This window comes from Leuconostoc aquikimchii (assembly GCF_040838325.1).
Lineage (GTDB): Bacteria > Bacillota > Bacilli > Lactobacillales > Lactobacillaceae > Leuconostoc > Leuconostoc aquikimchii.
In genome coordinates this window covers 696,568-714,751 of sequence record NZ_JBFPER010000001.1, presented here as the reverse complement: position 1 = coordinate 714,751, position 18,184 = coordinate 696,568, and the positions used below count along the sequence as shown (strand labels likewise).

The 18,184-nt window shown below is 37.4% G+C and carries 15 protein-coding genes, 1 tRNA gene and 1 other annotated feature; of the genes, 4 read left to right on the top strand and 12 right to left on the bottom strand.

The features are described from left to right. Nucleotides 1-101: 101 nt before the first annotated feature. Nucleotides 102-308, bottom strand: a complete 207-nt coding sequence (locus AB3K24_RS03570) for a CsbD family protein (protein WP_367973833.1) — start codon at nt 306-308, stop codon at nt 102-104. An 842-nt stretch (nt 309-1,150) separates the two neighbouring features. Here AB3K24_RS03570 and AB3K24_RS03565 point away from each other — a divergent pair. Both AB3K24_RS03565 and AB3K24_RS03560 read left to right on the top strand, forming a co-directional pair. After that, nucleotides 1,151-2,947: an ABC transporter ATP-binding protein gene (locus AB3K24_RS03565; protein WP_367973832.1), complete on the top strand. Its 1,797-nt coding sequence runs from the start codon at nt 1,151-1,153 to the stop codon at nt 2,945-2,947. Nucleotides 2,948-2,951: 4 nt separating this feature from the next. Then, nucleotides 2,952-3,173: a phosphate acetyltransferase gene (locus tag AB3K24_RS03560; protein WP_367973831.1), complete on the top strand. Its 222-nt coding sequence runs from the start codon at nt 2,952-2,954 to the stop codon at nt 3,171-3,173. A gap of 62 nt (nt 3,174-3,235) precedes the next feature. Here AB3K24_RS03560 and pta read toward each other — a convergent pair whose 3' ends face one another. Together pta and AB3K24_RS03550 are read right to left on the bottom strand one after the other, a co-directional pair. Next, complete coding sequence (pta, locus tag AB3K24_RS03555) at nt 3,236-4,219, bottom strand: phosphate acetyltransferase (protein WP_367973830.1); 984 nt, start codon at nt 4,217-4,219, stop codon at nt 3,236-3,238. Nucleotides 4,220-4,332: 113 nt separating this feature from the next. Further along, nucleotides 4,333-4,992 carry a uracil-DNA glycosylase gene (locus AB3K24_RS03550; protein WP_367973829.1) on the bottom strand — a complete coding sequence of 220 codons (660 nt, stop codon included), beginning with the start codon at nt 4,990-4,992 and terminating at the stop codon, nt 4,333-4,335. 43 nt (nt 4,993-5,035) lie between these two features. Between AB3K24_RS03550 and AB3K24_RS03545 the strand changes: the two genes are divergently transcribed. Next, nucleotides 5,036-5,575 (top strand): LURP-one-related/scramblase family protein, encoded by a 540-nt coding sequence (locus AB3K24_RS03545; protein WP_367973828.1) that lies wholly within the window; start codon nt 5,036-5,038, stop codon nt 5,573-5,575. A gap of 24 nt (nt 5,576-5,599) precedes the next feature. Here the strand turns inward: AB3K24_RS03545 and AB3K24_RS03540 are convergent, their stop codons facing one another. The 7 genes from AB3K24_RS03540 to AB3K24_RS03510 all read right to left on the bottom strand — a co-directional run bounded on the left by AB3K24_RS03540 (nt 5,600) and on the right by AB3K24_RS03510 (nt 13,958). Then, on the bottom strand, nt 5,600-6,463 hold the full coding sequence (locus AB3K24_RS03540; RefSeq protein WP_367973827.1) for a methylenetetrahydrofolate reductase: 864 nt from the start codon (nt 6,461-6,463) through the stop codon (nt 5,600-5,602). 45 nt (nt 6,464-6,508) lie between these two features. Then, a complete protein-coding gene (mmuM, locus tag AB3K24_RS03535) occupies nt 6,509-7,429 on the bottom strand; it encodes a homocysteine S-methyltransferase (protein ID WP_367973826.1) in 921 nt (306 codons plus the stop codon). A gap of 31 nt (nt 7,430-7,460) precedes the next feature. Continuing rightward, the gene (locus tag AB3K24_RS03530) at nt 7,461-8,837 is read right to left on the bottom strand and encodes an amino acid permease (RefSeq protein WP_367973825.1); all 1,377 of its coding nucleotides are present in this window, start codon (nt 8,835-8,837) and stop codon (nt 7,461-7,463) included. 77 nt (nt 8,838-8,914) lie between these two features. Beyond that, nucleotides 8,915-9,180 (bottom strand) — a binding site (T-box leader). Nucleotides 9,181-9,289: 109 nt separating this feature from the next. Further along, entirely contained in the window at nt 9,290-10,432 is a 1,143-nt protein-coding gene (locus AB3K24_RS03525) for a PTS transporter subunit IIC (protein ID WP_367973824.1), read from the bottom strand. A gap of 385 nt (nt 10,433-10,817) precedes the next feature. Then, nucleotides 10,818-11,447 carry a uracil phosphoribosyltransferase gene (gene upp / locus AB3K24_RS03520; RefSeq protein ID WP_367973823.1) on the bottom strand — a complete coding sequence of 210 codons (630 nt, stop codon included), beginning with the start codon at nt 11,445-11,447 and terminating at the stop codon, nt 10,818-10,820. A gap of 324 nt (nt 11,448-11,771) precedes the next feature. Then, nucleotides 11,772-12,431, bottom strand: coding sequence for an ABC transporter ATP-binding protein (locus AB3K24_RS03515; protein ID WP_367973822.1), 660 nt, complete (start codon nt 12,429-12,431; stop codon nt 11,772-11,774). 48 nt (nt 12,432-12,479) lie between these two features. Then, the gene (locus tag AB3K24_RS03510) at nt 12,480-13,958 is read right to left on the bottom strand and encodes an ABC transporter permease (protein WP_367973821.1); all 1,479 of its coding nucleotides are present in this window, start codon (nt 13,956-13,958) and stop codon (nt 12,480-12,482) included. A gap of 209 nt (nt 13,959-14,167) precedes the next feature. Here AB3K24_RS03510 and AB3K24_RS03505 point away from each other — a divergent pair. After that, nucleotides 14,168-14,240: transfer RNA gene (locus tag AB3K24_RS03505), tRNA-Arg, on the top strand. Between the two features lie 37 nt (nt 14,241-14,277). Here the strand turns inward: AB3K24_RS03505 and AB3K24_RS03500 are convergent. Both AB3K24_RS03500 and ileS read right to left on the bottom strand, forming a co-directional pair. Continuing rightward, the gene (locus tag AB3K24_RS03500) at nt 14,278-14,892 is read right to left on the bottom strand and encodes an ECF transporter S component (protein ID WP_367973820.1); all 615 of its coding nucleotides are present in this window, start codon (nt 14,890-14,892) and stop codon (nt 14,278-14,280) included. A 219-nt stretch (nt 14,893-15,111) separates the two neighbouring features. Next, the gene (gene ileS / locus AB3K24_RS03495) at nt 15,112-17,904 is read right to left on the bottom strand and encodes an isoleucine--tRNA ligase (protein WP_367973819.1); all 2,793 of its coding nucleotides are present in this window, start codon (nt 17,902-17,904) and stop codon (nt 15,112-15,114) included. Between the last annotated feature and the right edge of the window lie 280 nt (nt 17,905-18,184).

Genomic DNA, 18,184 nt, shown 5'->3' with positions numbered 1-18,184 from the left:
AGTTTATGGCTTAGCCAGATTGTTTAAATATTTAAATTTATCTTTACAGATAAAAAGCAAGGCTAACAAATGTCAGCCCTACTCTGATTTTAAAGTTTATATTACTTGTCGCTGTCCTTCTTCAAATCTGCGATAGTATCTTTGACGTTATCCTTAACATCTGTGACGGCATCTTTCACTTTGCCGAGTACACCTTGTGCTTTACCTTCTGCTTCGCGACTCTTGTCACCGGTAACTTTGCCTTCTACTTCTTTTGCCTTACCAGCAACCTTGTCCTTAGCACTATCAAACTTTTCTTCAATTGACATAGTAATGTTCTCCTTGATTCTTATTTGATGTTACAAATACATTATAACGTTTTTGTGCATTTATTTCAAAATATATGGTTATCTATGGCTTTAGTAAAGCAAACAAAAAACAGACTACTCTCAGATAATGTCTATAAGACCTATGTCTTATGAAACCTTACTATTCGCTCGAACTATCAGTTACATGAACACTTTAACACATTCATCACTTCCTAGTTCAAACATCGAGCAGACTATCTCTGGATTGAAAGAAACCCATTCCGTCACCAATTTAGATAACTTCAACAACTTGAATTGTTATTAGGACTTCCTCCTAATCTATGTCTAAAGTATAACATGTAAAACTTAAAAATGCAAGCGCTTACAAATTAAATTTAAACTATATATACGACAGCACCTTTGAGCATTTTCACGCTGCCGATTCAATCGTTTTTTATGTCTTAAATGTTGCTATAAATGGCTAAAATAAACCTTAAACAACTATTTCTATTATTTTGGGTTACAAACTGGCTTCAAATCAAGGTTACAGTAATGCATCAATTCAGTGTGCTTTTGTAAGAATTCATAAAAAATCATAGCATTTTCTAAACATGCAATTATTGTTACACAGTCGTCATATAACAGCGTTATATTAAAATTAAATAATAATAATATTGAGGAGGCTAATCATATGCAACAATCTAAACCTCATTTTCACATTAAATGGTGGCGTATTATTGGTTGGTTCTATCTAATAAGTTTATTACTTTATGGTATTTACGCGATTATTACCAATTTACGGCATTGGTAATCTGAACATACCATATTCAAATTAACCATGATTTAGCGTATAATAAAGCATTATGGATAATTCGAACAGGCGTATGAGCCCCTCTGAAATTAAAAAACAGCTTGCAAAATCAAATTCAACGATCGGTGAAATGATTCGTTTTGTTTTTGGTTCTGTTTTAAAGCGTCGCGGTCTCGTCATTTTAAATGTCTGCTTACTCATTATTATGGCTGGCTTGAATTTTATGATGCCGCAGTTCACTAAAAATATTATTGACCATGCTTTACCTCAAAACAATCATTATGAACTCTATAGTAACGTTATTTGGTTGCTCACTACTACCATTATTCTTGGCATAATCACATTTTTTTCTACCTATATGATGCAAATATTATCACAACGTGCGATTACAGATTTGCGCATTAAAACGTACAACTATATACTCAAACAAGATTATGCCTTTTTTCAAGATACAAAAACAGGCGATCTGATGGTCCGATTAACCAGCGATATTAGTAATCTCCAAATGTTAATTAGCACCAATACTTTTAGCATTATTGGCAACATATTTACCTTTGTTGTCGTTTTAACCTTTCTATTCATTCAGAACTGGCACTTAGCATTACTTGTCACCATAACTTTCCCAATTTTATTTGTGACTATTCGATTTTTTCGTAGTCGTATTCGTGAATCTTACTCAAATGTGCGTTATGCACAAAGTAAAATTAACAATCAGTTACAAGCCACACTCACAGAAATCGAATTAATCAAATCTTACACGTCAGAAGATTTAGAGACAGATAAATTTGAAGCAATTGCTAACGAATCAAATGACTATTCATTAACTGCTACTAAATGGCAAGCTATTTTTCAACCCTTGATCGTGTTAATTAACACCATAGGTACAGCAATAGTTTTATTGTTTGGTTCATTATTTGTTATGAATGGCACCATGACTATTGGTGATTTAGTAGCCTATATTGCTTACGTTGCTATGCTACAAGACCCTATTCGTTCATTCTCTATGCTAATGAACGTCTTTCAGACTGCTCAAGTTTCATACGACCGCATTAAGGATATTTTAAGCTATCGTCCAACCATTCTTGAAATGCAAGAACCTGTCGCCTTTCCGAAGCCACTAAAAGAAGGTATTATTTTACAACAGGTAACATTTCAATACGCGACGCCTACTAACCCAGCATTAAAGCATGTCTCTTTAACAATACCAAATGGCAAAACAACAGCCTTAGTTGGACGTTCTGGTTCTGGTAAATCAACCCTTATTAAACTCCTCACCCGTATGTATGATCGTTCTGATGGTTCGCTAACGTTTGACGGTATAGATATTAAATCTTTTAGCCTGACCGATTTACGTCACAATATTGCCGTTGTCAGTCAAGATGTCACTATTGTTGATGGCTCCATCGCTGATAATATTATGTACGGTACTGAAAACGTTTCTCACGCTGCAATTTGGCAAGCAGCAAAACAAGCTGATATTGCCAATTTCATAAAAGAATTACCTGATCAATTAGATACAGAAGTTGGTGAGCGCGGCGTCAAATTGTCTGGCGGTCAAAAGCAACGGTTATCCATTGCCCGCGCTTTATTAAAAAATGCACCCATCGTGATTCTTGATGAAGCCACGGCTGCGTTAGATAATGAATCTGAAAAAGCAATTCAACATGCATTAGATAATTTAATGGTCGCAAAAACTGCAATTGTGATTGCCCATCGACTGAGTACAATACACAAAGCTGACCAAATTATTGTGATGAACGCAGGCGAAGTAGCAGAAGTTGGTACACACCAAAGTCTCCTTGCTGATAACGGTATTTATAGGCATCTATATGACGCACAATTCGAATAAAATAATGACAAAAAATGAACTTTTTAACTTAATGACAACGCATAAAGCACAAATAGCAACAATTAAATTCTATGATATGGCTGACCGGTATATATTAACAATGGGCGATCAACATATCGATTTAAGCGACAGTGATGCTGAAAACTTAATGACCGACTTGAACGTTGAAGATTTTGTAGCCATTACTATTCTCAATCAACACATGTCTGCTAAAATAACAAAATAAGAGATGTGATACAAAATACTTTGTATCACATCTCTTATTTCATGTATTGCGTGATTTAAATGTTATAATGCTTGTGCTGCAGTAATAATCGCTACCTTATAGACATCCTCTTCATTAGCGCCACGAGATAAATCAGATACCGGTTTAGCTAAACCTTGCAAAATAGGACCAATTGCCTCATACCCACCTAAGCGTTGCGCAATTTTATAGCCAATGTTACCTGATTCTAAACTTGGAAAAATAAATGTATTAGCATGCCCTGCAACCGTTGATTTTGGTGCTTTAGCTGCACCAACACTTGCAACGAATGCGGCATCAAACTGTAATTCACCGTCAATTTGATCAGCTAATGCCGGTGCCATTTTTTTAGCCAACTTAGTTGCCTCGACTACTTTATCAACCAACGGTGACTTGGCTGAACCCTTAGTTGAAAATGATAACATAGCAACTTTCGGCTCAATATCAAACACTTTAGCTGTTTGTGCTGATTGAATTGCAATTTCTGCCATTGCTGACGCATCGATATCAATATTGATTGCAGCATCCGAAAAAACATACCGTTCATCATCTTTTTGCATAATAAAAGCGCCTGAAATGCGTGATGATCCTGGTGCTGTCTTAATAATTTGGAGTGCTGGTCTCACAGTATCACTAGTTGGATGTGCTGCACCTGAAACCATTCCATCAGCTTTACCAGTATATACCAACATTGTTCCAAAATAATTAACATCTTTCAGCCACTTTTCAGCTGTTTCAGCATCAGTCTTACCTTTACGACGTTCGACTAAAGCAGCATTCAATGCTGCTAAAGCCTTCACATTATAATTTAACGGATCAATTATTTCTATATCTGACAAATCAAAACCATGATCAGAAGCAGTCGCTATGATTGCTTTTTCATTTCCTAACAAAATTGGCTTGATCAATCCTTCAACTGCCAATCGAGAAGCCGCTCCTTGAATGCGCACGTCTTCCCCTTCAGGGAAAACAATGACTTTATTTTGACCACTAATTTTTTGCTTTAATTGTTCAAATAATTCAACCAAGATACTTCCTCCAACGTGTTTAACAAACACCACTTAATTTAATTTACATGTTCATTGTAACAGAACTCATTGTATTTGTCTGTGGTTTCATTACTTTTTGTGATTTTTTTCACTCAATTTAGCCAATCAACTTGTGAACGGCCCTTTGCCATTAAAAAAGCATTAGCCTTCGAGAATGGCTGGCTACCAAAAAAACCGCGATATGATGATAGTGGACTAGGATGCGCCGACACCAAAACCAAATGCTTCGATTCATCAATCAAGCGCCGTTTAGATTGTGCATATTTGCCCCAAAGAATAAATACTTTTGGCGCATCATCATCAGAAGACGTTTGGATAATGGCATCAGTTAATGGTTCCCAAACCTGACCTGCATGTGCATTTGCACGTCCCTCAGGCACAGTTAAAACAGCGTTCAACAAAAGGACACCTTGTGTTGCCCATGATGTTAGATCATGCGACTGTCGCTGACCAATATCCGTAGCCAGCTCCTTTAAAATATTACGTAAGGACGGCGGTGCAGGCACACTGTCGGGAACAGAAAAGCTTAATCCCTGTGCTTGGTGAATTTCATGATATGGATCTTGTCCCATGATGATAACTTTAGTCGCTTTTAATGGTGTCTCAACTAACGCCGAAAACACTTTATCGCGTGGTGGAAAAATAGTGTCAGTTTGATAAACAGTGTTTAAAAAATATTGAATATCTTTGATTTGTTTAAGCGTCAACTTTTCATTGACATATGGTGCCCAAGTTGTATGCGATAGTGGCATATTAAGTCTTCTTTCGTGGTAAAATTAGTGTCAAGAGGCGATTATGACAAAATACTATCTCCGACAAAGGCACAGCATAGACGACGGCGTGAACATCGTGTTTGATGAAAATTTTCAAGCAAGTTATTTAGTATCTGGTCGTACGGGTAAAAAACATGATGAATTACATGTCCAAGATATGTCTGGGAACGTGCTCGTTCGTATAGAACAGACATCATTTGGTATCTTACCACGTTTTTCATTAAAATACCGTGATCATATTGTCGGCTCAATTAGCTTTACTTTAGGCCACTTAGGTGACATTGTCTACATCCGTCATCTCGGTTGGTTAGTTTCGGGTAATTTTATTGCCGGTCGCTACATCACCACTCATAATACCAAAAAATTACTCAGTGTCAAGCCCGAGTTACGTCAAGATGGCATCTATACCCAGCTTAAAATCACATTTGATTCTCAGGCACCTGTCCACATTGCGATTGCTGCTTTACTAGATATTTGGGGCACAAAATCCAATCCATTAACAAAATTAAAATGGCTCCCTGGACAAAATGAACGTTTTGAATTGACATTTCTCAATAAATGAATGAATGCCTTTTGAAATTAAAAATTATTGTCGCTTTTCTATTTCTGAGTGAACCGTTGACAATAATGCCGATGCACGATTAAGTGAAAATAAATGAATACCATCAACACCAGCATTTAAAAGATCATTTACTTGCGCTATCGTAAATTCAAATCCTGCTTTTTGAAAATCATTAGGCTGATTTTCATATTTTTGGCATAGCTCGATCAAATTTTGTGGTAATGTCACATCAGCTATTAATTGCATACGATTCAAGTGCGCTAAACTCGTTATTGGCATAATACCGACCGATATTGGTATTTTAATATTTTTCTGTTCTAATATATTCTGCATATTAAAAAATATATCATTATCAAAAAAGAACTGTGAAATGAAAAACGATGCCCCACTCTCAACCTTTTCTAACACACGATTTATCGCCAACTCTTTATCACTATCTTGTTGAAAATCTAATGGGTTTATGACCGCCCCAATGTTAAAATGTTTTTCTTCATCAATCGCTTTTATGAGACTTTTAGCATAGGGAAAATCGGTTTCTTGATATGCTATATGATGGCTATCACCCCGCATAGCCAAGATATTATTGACCCCTAACTGTTTTATTTTTTCTAGCGTATTTGGTAATGTATCCTTTGTCTGTTTAATGCTTGTCAAGTGTTGCAGTATCGGTATCTGAATTGGTAAGTGCCCTTTATCAAAGTAACTGGCCTCAGAACCGCCTGCACCATAAGTAACACTAACATAATCAATCCACCGAGATGCTAGTGCCTCACTTAGCGCTTGATTCGCAGGTAAATTGATATCTTTTGGACTCAGCTCAACTGAAAGCACGGGTCCTTTTTTATGCTGATAAATATCTGATATGTTCATTTTTTTGCCTGTCTTCATATGCTTCCTAATGATGCCGTTTTCAATGTCATTTAATCATACAGATTAGTCCTGATGCGCATGTACTGCTTCATGAATTTCATAGATATCATCAGGGTTTGTACGACAACAGCCACCAATCAAATCTGCACCAAATTTTTGCCATAATGGCACAAGCTCGGCCCAGTTAATTGGTCCGTGTTCACTTACCCACCGTTTCGTATCTGGATCATAATCATCACCGGAATTTGGATATACCACCACTTTTTTGCTTGTATTTGGCGTGATATTTTTAAGTGCAGGTAGTATGTTTTGTGGTGCTGTACAATTCACGCCTATAGCTTTAATTTGAGGAATTTTTTCAAAATACGCGACTGCCTGACTAAGTGGTGTGCCATCCCATAAATGATCCCCTGCTTCCGTTGAAAATGATAAATAAGCATCACTCGCGGGAAACTCATTTTTTATCAGATCAGCGATAGCTTTAGCTTCTTGAAAATTCGGCATCGTTTCTAAGGCTAATACATCAACACCACTGGCCACCAAACGAATTAATCTCGGTCTATGAAAATCTTGATAAGCTTTCTGAGACAGCTGATAATCGCCTGTGTACTCCGCTCCGTTAGCAAGATACGCACCATACGGTCCAATAGACCCTGCAATAATGCCATCTTGTTTCACCGACTGTTCGAGTCCTTCTTTTGCGAGCGTGACTGCCTTATCAATTAAGCTATAGGCTTTTTTTTCGTCTATTCCGACATTCTCAAATGTTTTAACATGCGCCTGATACGTATCTGTAATGGCAACATCTGCGCCCGAATTGAAAAAGTTCTTATGGATATCACGTACATCATTCGGCGCATCAATCAACGCGCCAGAGGACCATAAGCTGGTATCGACAGTCACATCTCGTTTAGCCAGTTCGCTCCCCATTCCCCCGTCTAAAATAACTGTTCTGCTATTAATGTACGTTTCAAATTTTGACATGTTACTTTTCCTTTCTGAATTATACTAATTGTTACACACGATGTTTCTGATATTTTGGCCACCACTTAAATCGCAGGTGATAATAACTATACACGCCAATTATAAAAGGCACAGACCAGAGTAATGCTGAGCGCTGTTCTGGATCAAAAACGACCAAAATAACTGACAGTGATGACCCAATAAATCCAGCTAATGGCAACAATGGATAAGCCCACCTTGGATATCTTAAGTCTTGCATACGATTTTCAAATTTTAATAATTGATAATATTTATAATGTGACCATCCAATCGCAATCCAAACAAACACCACAGCTAAACCAGATACTTGCACTAATATTAAATATAATGGCCCTGCCGCCATGAAACTTGATCCCAATGCTAATACACCGCCTACTAAGCTAGCAAGTAACGCAGCCACTGGAATGCCATTTTTATTTACTTTTTCAAATTTTTTGGATATTAGTTTTTCATGACTTAATGACCACAGCATTCTTGTCGATGCATACAAACCCGAATTGGCCATAGAAAGAATACCAGTTAAAATCACAAAATTCATAATATCAGCTGCATATGGGATCCCCACCGCACTAAAAACTGTGACAAAGGGGCTTTCTGTTACACCAGCTTTTTCATATGGAATAATAGCAGCTAAAATCGTAATACTACCAATAAAAAATATGGCTTGCCGCCACCAGACAGCTTTAATTGCTTTTGGAATGGCAACATTAGGATCTTTAGCCTCTCCAGCTGTTATTCCAATTAACTCCGTGCCACTAAACGCAAAGTTAACAGCTAACATAGTTGTAAATACAGCGCCAATGCCATTGGGAAAGGCACCATGACTAAATATGTTTTGTAATCCTGGTTTTGTGCCTAAATTTGAATGAAGTATCCCAGTCAAAATTAAAACACCAACAATTATAAAAATAATAATCGCTACAACTTTAATCATAGCAAGCCAGTATTCGCTTTCACCAAATATTTTTACGGAAAAAATATTACTTAATAAAATCAAAACAATAAATACACCTGAAAATGCCCAAACTGGTATATTAGGTAACCATCTTTGCATAATAATGCCTGATGCTGTAAATTCGGAGCCCAAAGCTATTGTCCATGTTAACCAATAAGCTATGGCCACAAAAAACCCGGTTGCTGGCCCAATGAGTTTTTGTGCATGATAATGAAACGCACCCGGCTGCGGCATCGCAATTGATAATTCGGCAACACTAAGCATAATTAAATAAACTAAAATGGCCCCAACTGTATAAGCTATAATCGTGCCCAAAGCACCTGCTGTGTGAATTGTGTACGCCGAAGAAAGGAACAGCCCCGTGCCTATACCACTGGCTAAGCCAATCATTTGAATTTGTCGTGCACTCATGACACGCTTTAATTTTTCTGCCATATTTTCTCCCTATACCGCCAATGCGTTACTATTTGTAATTTTTGACAAAAAAATCCCACAGTCTGAAATAAATCAGACTGCGGGACGAAATTTCGTGTTACCACCCGGTATTTGTATACTATTTAAGCACACCTTAAACATAATTAGCTTGACTCATGCTATATCTGAACGCTATTATGTTAGCTATAACGGGCTTTCCCGATTATCGCTAACATTGATTTCAACATATGCTCACAATAACATCACTCCAAGACCATCTTCATGTTTGTACGTTGCCTATTTTCACCATACATAGGCTCTCTAACAACATAACAGACACTACTCATCTTTTCTTCGTTAAAAGTATACTATCAGACATTTTTAACAATGTCAATATCTGTGACAATAAAAATACAATTTTTCTATTCAGCGCGATAGGACGATCCGTACTGCTTCAATCTATAGTGACTATTTCAAATCATTTCCAAGTGTAATTGATTTGGCTTAACCCAACCCATTTTCCGCATGACATGATAGCCTACAAATGACACAACAACAGGTACTACAACACCAACACCCATATATGCAGCAAACGCAACCGGATTCGATCCAGCCAACGCCAAAGGCACGATAAACGAATTAAATCCAATACCTGCCATCGCAAATGGCGCTGTGACATTAAATACTAATGTCGCAATTGGTGCTGCGATAGCTGCGCCAATCATAGGTGGTATAATCAATGCCGGGTTTTTAGTCAAATTTGGGAACTGTATTTTAGGTGTCACAATCCCTTGTGCAATTGTCGCACCAATTTTATTTTCATGAAATGACATGGCTGGAAATCCGACAAATACAGCCGTAGTACCAATTAAGATCGCCCCAGCTGCTTGAGGCGATGTGACACCAGTCGCGCCAATCGCTATAGCTAATGCTGCAGCAGAGGCTGGCGTCATAGTCATCGCACCAAATATCATTGCGACAATTGCTGTGCCAAAAATTGGATTAAGTGCCACACTAGAAGCAATAAATTGTCCCACAGCAACTAATGCTGGTGTTGTGACCATTGCCAAATAATAACCACTCACTGTACCAACAATTGTAGTTGCCGCTGGCACAATAATCATATCCAATGGTGTTTTACCGCTTAACCATTTACCGAACAGTACAGCAATAATGGCTGCCATGACAGCTGATATAGGCTGACCAGTAGTAATGATTGCCGAACCAGCCGCTTGTGTGCCAGCGTAACCAGTCGCTGTTATACCTTGAACTGCTGTGTTACTAAAGAAAATTGCATTAGCGCCAACTGTAGAAGCTGCCATTGCACTAAACATGACCATCGTATTCGTTTTCATTTGCGAAGCAACAGCAGCGCCAAATGCAGCTGGTAACATGACTTTAGTAATTTCTCCCATTTGTACCATCGGTTCCCACTGGATAAATCCAGCAATGGTTTGCAACAATAATCCCATGCCCAGAGTGACTAAAATGGCGTTTGAAACGGCAGCCGATGTGTTATACACAATGTCACGGATAGATTCTTCAGATTTGCCAACTTGTTCTTGGATTACTTTTTTATTGATTTGTGATTCCTTATTCATTACGTTTTGTGCCATAATTCTAATCTCCTTTTAATTTTACACTTCAATTGAGCAAGGCAATCATTGGGGGAAAATAAAAACGCCCCAACGATTGCTCGTTAGGGCGTTTTCACGTCATATTCCTAACCAGCTACTATAAACTTACTATCAAAGTCTAGTAGCTGATTTTGCTCAAATAACAACCAACTAGACTCAAATGAGAAGGAGGTTGAGGAGAAGTGCATTATTAACTTGCTTGTTTACTATTTTAATCATAATTCATCTCCCTTTATGAGCAATTAATTGCTTGTTCTTAATAAACATTACTATACATTAATGTGATTATAATGTCAACATTTTTATATTTATCATTTAAATGACATAAAAAAGCGTGTATTTTAAAAATACACGCTTTTATGGCTTACATTGTCCCAAACAAACGATCACCCGCATCACCTAATCCTGGCACGATGTAACCATTTTCATTCAATGACTCATCCAATGACCCCGTATAGATATCAACATCTGGATGCGCTTCCTGAACTGCCTTAACACCTTCAGGCGCTGACACTAACGTGATGAGTTTAATATGTTTAGCTCCGCGTTTTTTTAACGCAGAAATAGCATCTTTGGCTGAACCACCAGTAGCAAGCATGGGATCAACTAATAAAACATCACGTTGATCAATATCTTCCGGTAATTTAATAAAATATTCTACCGGTTCCAATGTTTCTTCATCACGATACATGCCAATATGGCCAATTTTTGCAGCAGGAATCAATTGAACAATGCCATCAACCATCCCCAATCCGGCTCGTAATATAGGCACAACAGCAAGTTTTTTACCAGCTAACTGTTTTTTTGTTGTCATTGCTACAGGCGTTTCGACAACAACATCTTCCAATTGTAAGTCTCGACTTGCCTCATATGTCATTAACATTGCTATCTCATCAACAAGCGCACGGAAATCTTTTGTCCCAACATTCTTATTACGAATCATTGTGAGTTTATGCTGGATTAGCGGGTGGTCCATTTCGACAAATTTTCCCATAATGTGTATTATTAGCGCGTAAGGTGTGAATTACAACGCATTTCCTTTCAAATTAGTTATTCTCTTTTCATTATAACAAAAAATTCTTCTACAAGGAAACTACCCTAATTATAGCTTGTTTTTTAATATGTGTTTCTACAATTACTTTTTTATATCTTAATTTCTATGTGGCAACAATATTTTTAGCACACAAACGGTATTTTTTGATGATGTAAAGACATTTATTCCAATAATGAACAAGATAATTTAACCGACGAAATCTGACTATTAACTTCAAAATATCATGGTTAATAATACGATTTTATTTTACCATGTCACCTACAGCTAAATAACTGTAAATTGACGATTTTTCAAACTAATTTGTACATCAGCAGCTTGAGCAACATTTGATTCATGAGTAACCAAAATAACTGTTTTTCCAATGTCATGTGCCAATTCTTGAAAGATACTGATAACCTCTTGTGTGTTTTCTTCATCTAAATTGCCAGTTGGCTCGTCAGCAATAACAATTTTTGCATCAACTGCTAACGCACGTGCAATTGCAACACGTTGCTGTTGTCCACCAGATAATTGTTGTACATTTTTATCTGCCAATGTGCGATCAATTCCTAATTTGCCAAGTGTGACATATACATAGTCCTTATCACCAGCATGTTTAGATTTAGTAATGGCCAACGCAGATAAAACATTTTGCGCTGCTGTCATATAGTTCAATAAATTATATGATTGAAAAATAATTGCAACTTTTTGATTACGATACTTTGTCAAACCGTATGCTTTAATATTCTGATCGTCAAGCGTCATTGTCCCTTGTAGAGGCGTGTCCAACCCGGCCAAAAAACTTAATAACGTCGTTTTTCCTGATCCAGATTGACCAACAATACTGTATAAAGTTCTAGGCTCAAATGTCATATTGACATTTTCATAAAGTGGCTGTTCTTGCGCATTATATTGATGCGTTAAATTTTTAATTACTAATGTCATTAATCATTCCTCTTATAATTTTAAAACGCCATCATACATCAAGTTGTTTTATTCATTTGATAAAATCTTTTTTGGTTTCAAACGAAATATTGGCGTTGCGCCTGCAATAACTGCAATAGCAATAATTCCCAATCCTAAGCCGCCCAATTCAATCATTGCTTGCCCACTTAATTTAGTCTTTAATGTATCGACTTGTCTGCCTGTTACCGTAACAGCGTTCTGTTTGTTACGCCCCATTGGCGAACCATCAATTGATCCACCTTGTTGTCTGTTACTACCGAAGCCTGCGTCTGCGCGAGTCGTCTGTGTAGCTGTTATTTGCTGAGATACAAGTTGTTTACCAACAGCATTACTAACGAAATTACCCGCAACGCTGGCTATGATTAATGACACGACCAAAATGGCAAACAATTCTGAAAACAATTGCAGCACAATTTTAAATTTACTTTCACCAAGTGACATCAAAACACCAATTTCATGACGTCGTTCACGAATCATTAAAACTGTAATCAATGCTAAAATGATTGTCCCAGCAATGCCAATAACCCAAACAATTTTGTTGGCAAAACTTTGTACATTTTTCATGGGTTTCATCAATAGTGCGTAAGTTTCAGAACTTGATGTCAAACTGAAATTGCTTGAAATTAACTTTTTTGTTGCCTTCATAAATGACTTTTCTTCAGAAGAATCTGTCAACGTATAAACGACACTGTTAACACTTGTTGTATCACCATTAATTGTGCCAGCTAAGGTGTAACTACTATACATTGTGTTAGCTGGGTCTTGATTCATACCTGGTCTACTTGGCCCACCTTGGCCAGATTGTGAAGACACTGTTTTTGCACGATATATGCCAACAACTTTCAAACTATAACTTTTTTCACGATCATCAGTGGTCTTAACTGTGATCGTGTCACCAACTTTCATACTGTTACTTGTCGCTAATTCGCTTTCAATCACAACATTATGTGTGTTTTTATCGGCAGATGTGATGCCTCGACCAGACATAATTGTGTCACTTTTAGATTTAAAATTACTTTCCGCTGCAGTAGTTGAAACTCCTGACAAACTAATATCACCAGTTGACTCGTTGCCCCCAAAACCACCTCGTGGCCCAGCACTACTTGATGACGTTGAGATGGCGCTAAATCCACTGGCATTAACTGATGTACTATTACTGAATTGATACCCTGCAACGTTTTCAAGAGAGCCTATCTTTTCTGCCGTGGTAATTTTAACACTTGGCAACGAAATAGTTGGTCGACCCATAGTTGATGAAGAAGCACCACTAGACAAACTATTTTCTTGATTTTTACGCATTGATGAAAATGCTTTTTCACGATTAGCACTCAATGACACCGTTGTCCCTACGGAATTTTTAGCGCTATTGGTTGCTTCAATCGCTGCATTTTGAATAATGATTCCCGTTAATACAAATATCATAATGGCACTCATAATCAAAGTGATAAGCGCTGTTCGACCAATCTTTTGCCGTAAATACAGTCCTGCACGTTTGATGAAATCCATATTAATGCTCCTTCAACTTAGCTTAATATCATCACTTTAACAACAATAAATTAAATTAATATCAATTAAATGAACTTTAAACTATATTCGAATACTAAAAGCTCTAAGATTTAGTTTAATTGCCTAAAATCTCATGTCATCCTATTTACGCAATGTTGCTGATATTCGCATTTTATTTTTAGCTAAATTAGGGTATAATATGATAGTTCGCACTAATAGTTTAACAGGATAAAACGGGGACCTCCTAAGTCTTAGCTCCCAGTTCGAGTCTGGGTTAGTGCATCGAAAAAAGGATGAATAATATATTCATCCTTTTTTATTATCCTTTGATACCTGATCGTTCAGCAATAGGTAATAAAATATTGCCGACAACAGTAACCAAAATAAAGCCGACAATCATCTCAAAAATTGCATTAAACGATACAATACCTATGAGCCACTGCAGGAGATTTTGATCAGGAATACCTGTAAAATTCGTATGCATAATAGTAAAACCTACGACAGTTAAAATGACGACACCAATTGTATTAATTAACGCAGCCAGGACACCTAGAACACCTAATCCGATAGTTCGAACCGTTGCCGACCTTTTACGCAAAAAATGATTAAATAGGAAGCCAACTAGTAGTCCCACTAAGATACGTGGCACTAACGCCGTGAAGGGATTTTGAAACATCAACGATCCTATTGTACCCGGATGTGTTAATGCGTTAATAAAAGACATCATTCCCCAAAAAAAGCCAACTAATGCACCATATTTTGGACCAAGCAAGATACCAGCCAACGCAACTGTAAATTGGATAATCGTCGCACTCGCACCAATGACAAACGCACCCAACGGCATGACGCCAAGCCAAGGCACAACCATTTGTAACAGAACAATTGCAACAAATAATGTCGCAACAACGTAATATTTTATTTTTGGATTAGTCATATTTTTTCGGTCATATCAACAATTCACAACCGCCCCTTTTGCATAATAACCGTATTATACCTTAGTCACACCGTAACCACAATCAAAAAGAATAAACGGCCGTTTGACGATTGCTTACACAATCAAAATGCGCACAAAAAGCCTTCCTGTTACATTTTTAATAACATCAAAGGCTTTTCAAACATTTATAACGTTATTGCAGTCAATAAAGCAACTCGTTTATTCCAAACCTTCTGCCAAAGCTTCTGGATAGAACTCACGTATAATATCAGCTTCATGCTTAGATAATTCTGGAAATGCTGAATCAGCACCAATATCTTCATGGAACATCCGATCACGTGGAGATACACCACCGACAGCATGTTTTACAGTGATTAACACACCGTCATACGACTTCACATCAATTGCTGCTTGAGCATCAACGATATGTAATTGAGAAACCATCAAGAGTAAACGTATATCAGCATTCAAATCAGACAATAAACGTTGCTGCGCTGATGTCAAATATAATGTCAATGCTGCTTCAGCATTTTTACCAATTAATTCAGCTGTTCGCGCTTCTTCAAGTGCTTTGTTAACTGCATTTCGCACTGACATAAACGCGGACCAATTATTCAATAACGCACTTGTATCGCCAAGATTCTTTATCTCAGGCATATCAGAAAGATAGGCAAAATCTAAAGTCTCATTTGGCAGATATTCCCACACTTCTTCAGCTGTATGTGGCAAAATAGGCAACAATAACTTCGTCAAGGCGATTAAAGTGTCATAAAACACTGTTTGCATCGACCGACGTGCATGCCCATTTGGGGCTTCAACATACACAACATCTTTGGCAATGTCTAAATAAAATGCTGACAAATCAACGTTAACAAAATTAATTACACGTTTGAAAATGTCATTAAATTGATAATTATCATATGAATCACGCACATCTTTAACAAAATTATTTAAAATAACTGAAAAATATTGATCATGTCCAGCTCTGTCATCGAAAGCGACAGCATCTGTCGTATAGTTGAAATCGGCCGTATTAGCCATTAAGAAACGTAACGTATTACGTAACTTTCGGTAACTTTCAGATACTTGTTTTAAAATGTCATTTGACACAGGCATATCTTGCGATGTATCAACTGAAATTGTCCACAATCGCAAAATTTCAATCCCCATTTTATCAGCAACATCCAGTGGTGATATCGTGTTGCCAAGTGATTTAGACATTTTGTTACCTTGCCCGTCCAAAGTAAATCCTTGCGATAATACATTTTTGTAGGGCGCATGTCCTGTAGCAGCGACCGAAGTAATCAATGAAGAATTAAACCAACCGCGATATTGGTCAGATCCTTCCAAATATAAATCTGCGGGATAATCTAACTGGTCACGTGTATTCATGACACCAGCCCAAGAAGAACCTGAATCAAACCACACATCCATAATATCTTCTTCTTTAGTAAATTTGCCATGAGGTGAATGTTCGTTTGTATAGCCTTCAGGTAATAAATCCTTAGCTTCATGCTCAAACCAATAATTTGAACCGTGCGCCTCAAACAAGTCTGCCACATGGTTAATAATGTTTTGATCTAAAATAGGTGTTTGATCTTCTGCATAAAAAATAGGTAACGGTACACCCCAAACACGTTGACGTGAAATAACCCAATCGCCTCGATCTCGAATCATATTATACAGTCGTTTCTTTCCCCACTCAGGGAAGAAATTAACATTATCCAATTCATCCAAAATATTTTGACGAAACGTTTCTACAGACGCAAACCATTGTGGCACAGCACGCCAAATAATTGGTTTTTTAGTACGCCAATCAAATGGATACGAATGCGTAATTTTCTCTTTGGCTAAGAATAAATTAGCCTCAGTCAATTTATTGATGACAAGACCAACAACATCATCATAAAATTTACCTTCAAAATCCGGACCAGCATTCTTAGTCATATAGCCTTTTTCGTCAACTGTAACAACTGCTTCAAGGCCATATTGTTTACCAACATTAAAATCATCCTCACCAAAACCAGGGGCCGTATGAACCAAACCAGTACCAGAATCTAAAGTCACATGATCTGCATTCATAACCAATTCTTCGGCGTCAATATCCCACGGGTGATAGGCAGTGATACGGTCCAACTCTTGCCCTTTATACGTTGCTAACGTCTCGTAGCTATCCCAACCAAAGAGTGGTGTAATAGCCTCGAGACGGCCTGTGGCCACAACAAATTTACGCACCTCTCCTGCTGGCTGAATCACTGAATAATCCATATCAGGGCCAAGTGTAATACCACGTGATGCTGTCACTGTAAACGGTGTTGTGGTCCAAACCACAAAATAAGTCTCCGCATCCAGTATGCCTTTACCATCTTTCACCTGATTGGCATAATATAAAGATGTTGATTTAATGTCATGATATTCAATTTCTGCTTCAGCTAAAGCAGATTCTGATGACCATGACCAATAAACCGGTTTTGAACCTTTGAAAATATAACCTTTACCAGCCATTTCACCAAAGACACGTAACTGCGCAGCCTCAAATTCTGGTTGCAATGTGATATATGGATTTTGCCAGTCTGCCATAATGCCCAGACGTTTAAAATCATTTTTTTGCTTATCAACCTGTTCCAAAGCAAAATCTTTTGCCAAATTCCGCCATTCAGCTTTAGGCATTGCTTTACGATCATGACCCGCTTTGGTTAATTGTTGTTCAATTGGTAACCCATGTGTATCCCAACCTGGAATATAGGGTGCGTAAAAACCAGCCATATTCTTGTAGCGAACAATAATATCTTTTGAAATTTTATTCAAAGCATGCCCTAAATGAATATTTCCGTTAGCATATGGGGGACCATCATGTAAATTAAAATGTGGTTTCTTTTCATTTTGTGACAAACGTTGGTTATATAAATCAGAATCATACCATTTTTGTTGTCGAACTGGTTCTGTTTTTGGTAATGATCCGCGCATTGGAAAGGCTGTTTTTCCAAGGTTAAGTGTCTCTTTATACTTCATATGTCTTCTCCTATAAATGTTTTAATCCTAGTAATATGCTGGTTATAACGCAATAAAAAACGTCCCTGTGTTTTTTCAACACAGGGACGTTTTCACGTGGTACCACCCAATTTTAGTTGTCAAAAAACAACCCTTAAACCAGTGTTAACGATCTGCACCGTTCAAACCTACTAAAATTTCAGTTCAAAAAACTTCATAACTGATTTAAAAAGCTACAGGGACGGTCATCTCTAACCACCATGACTCGCTGCGCGTATGTATGCCATTCTTATTGTGTTAT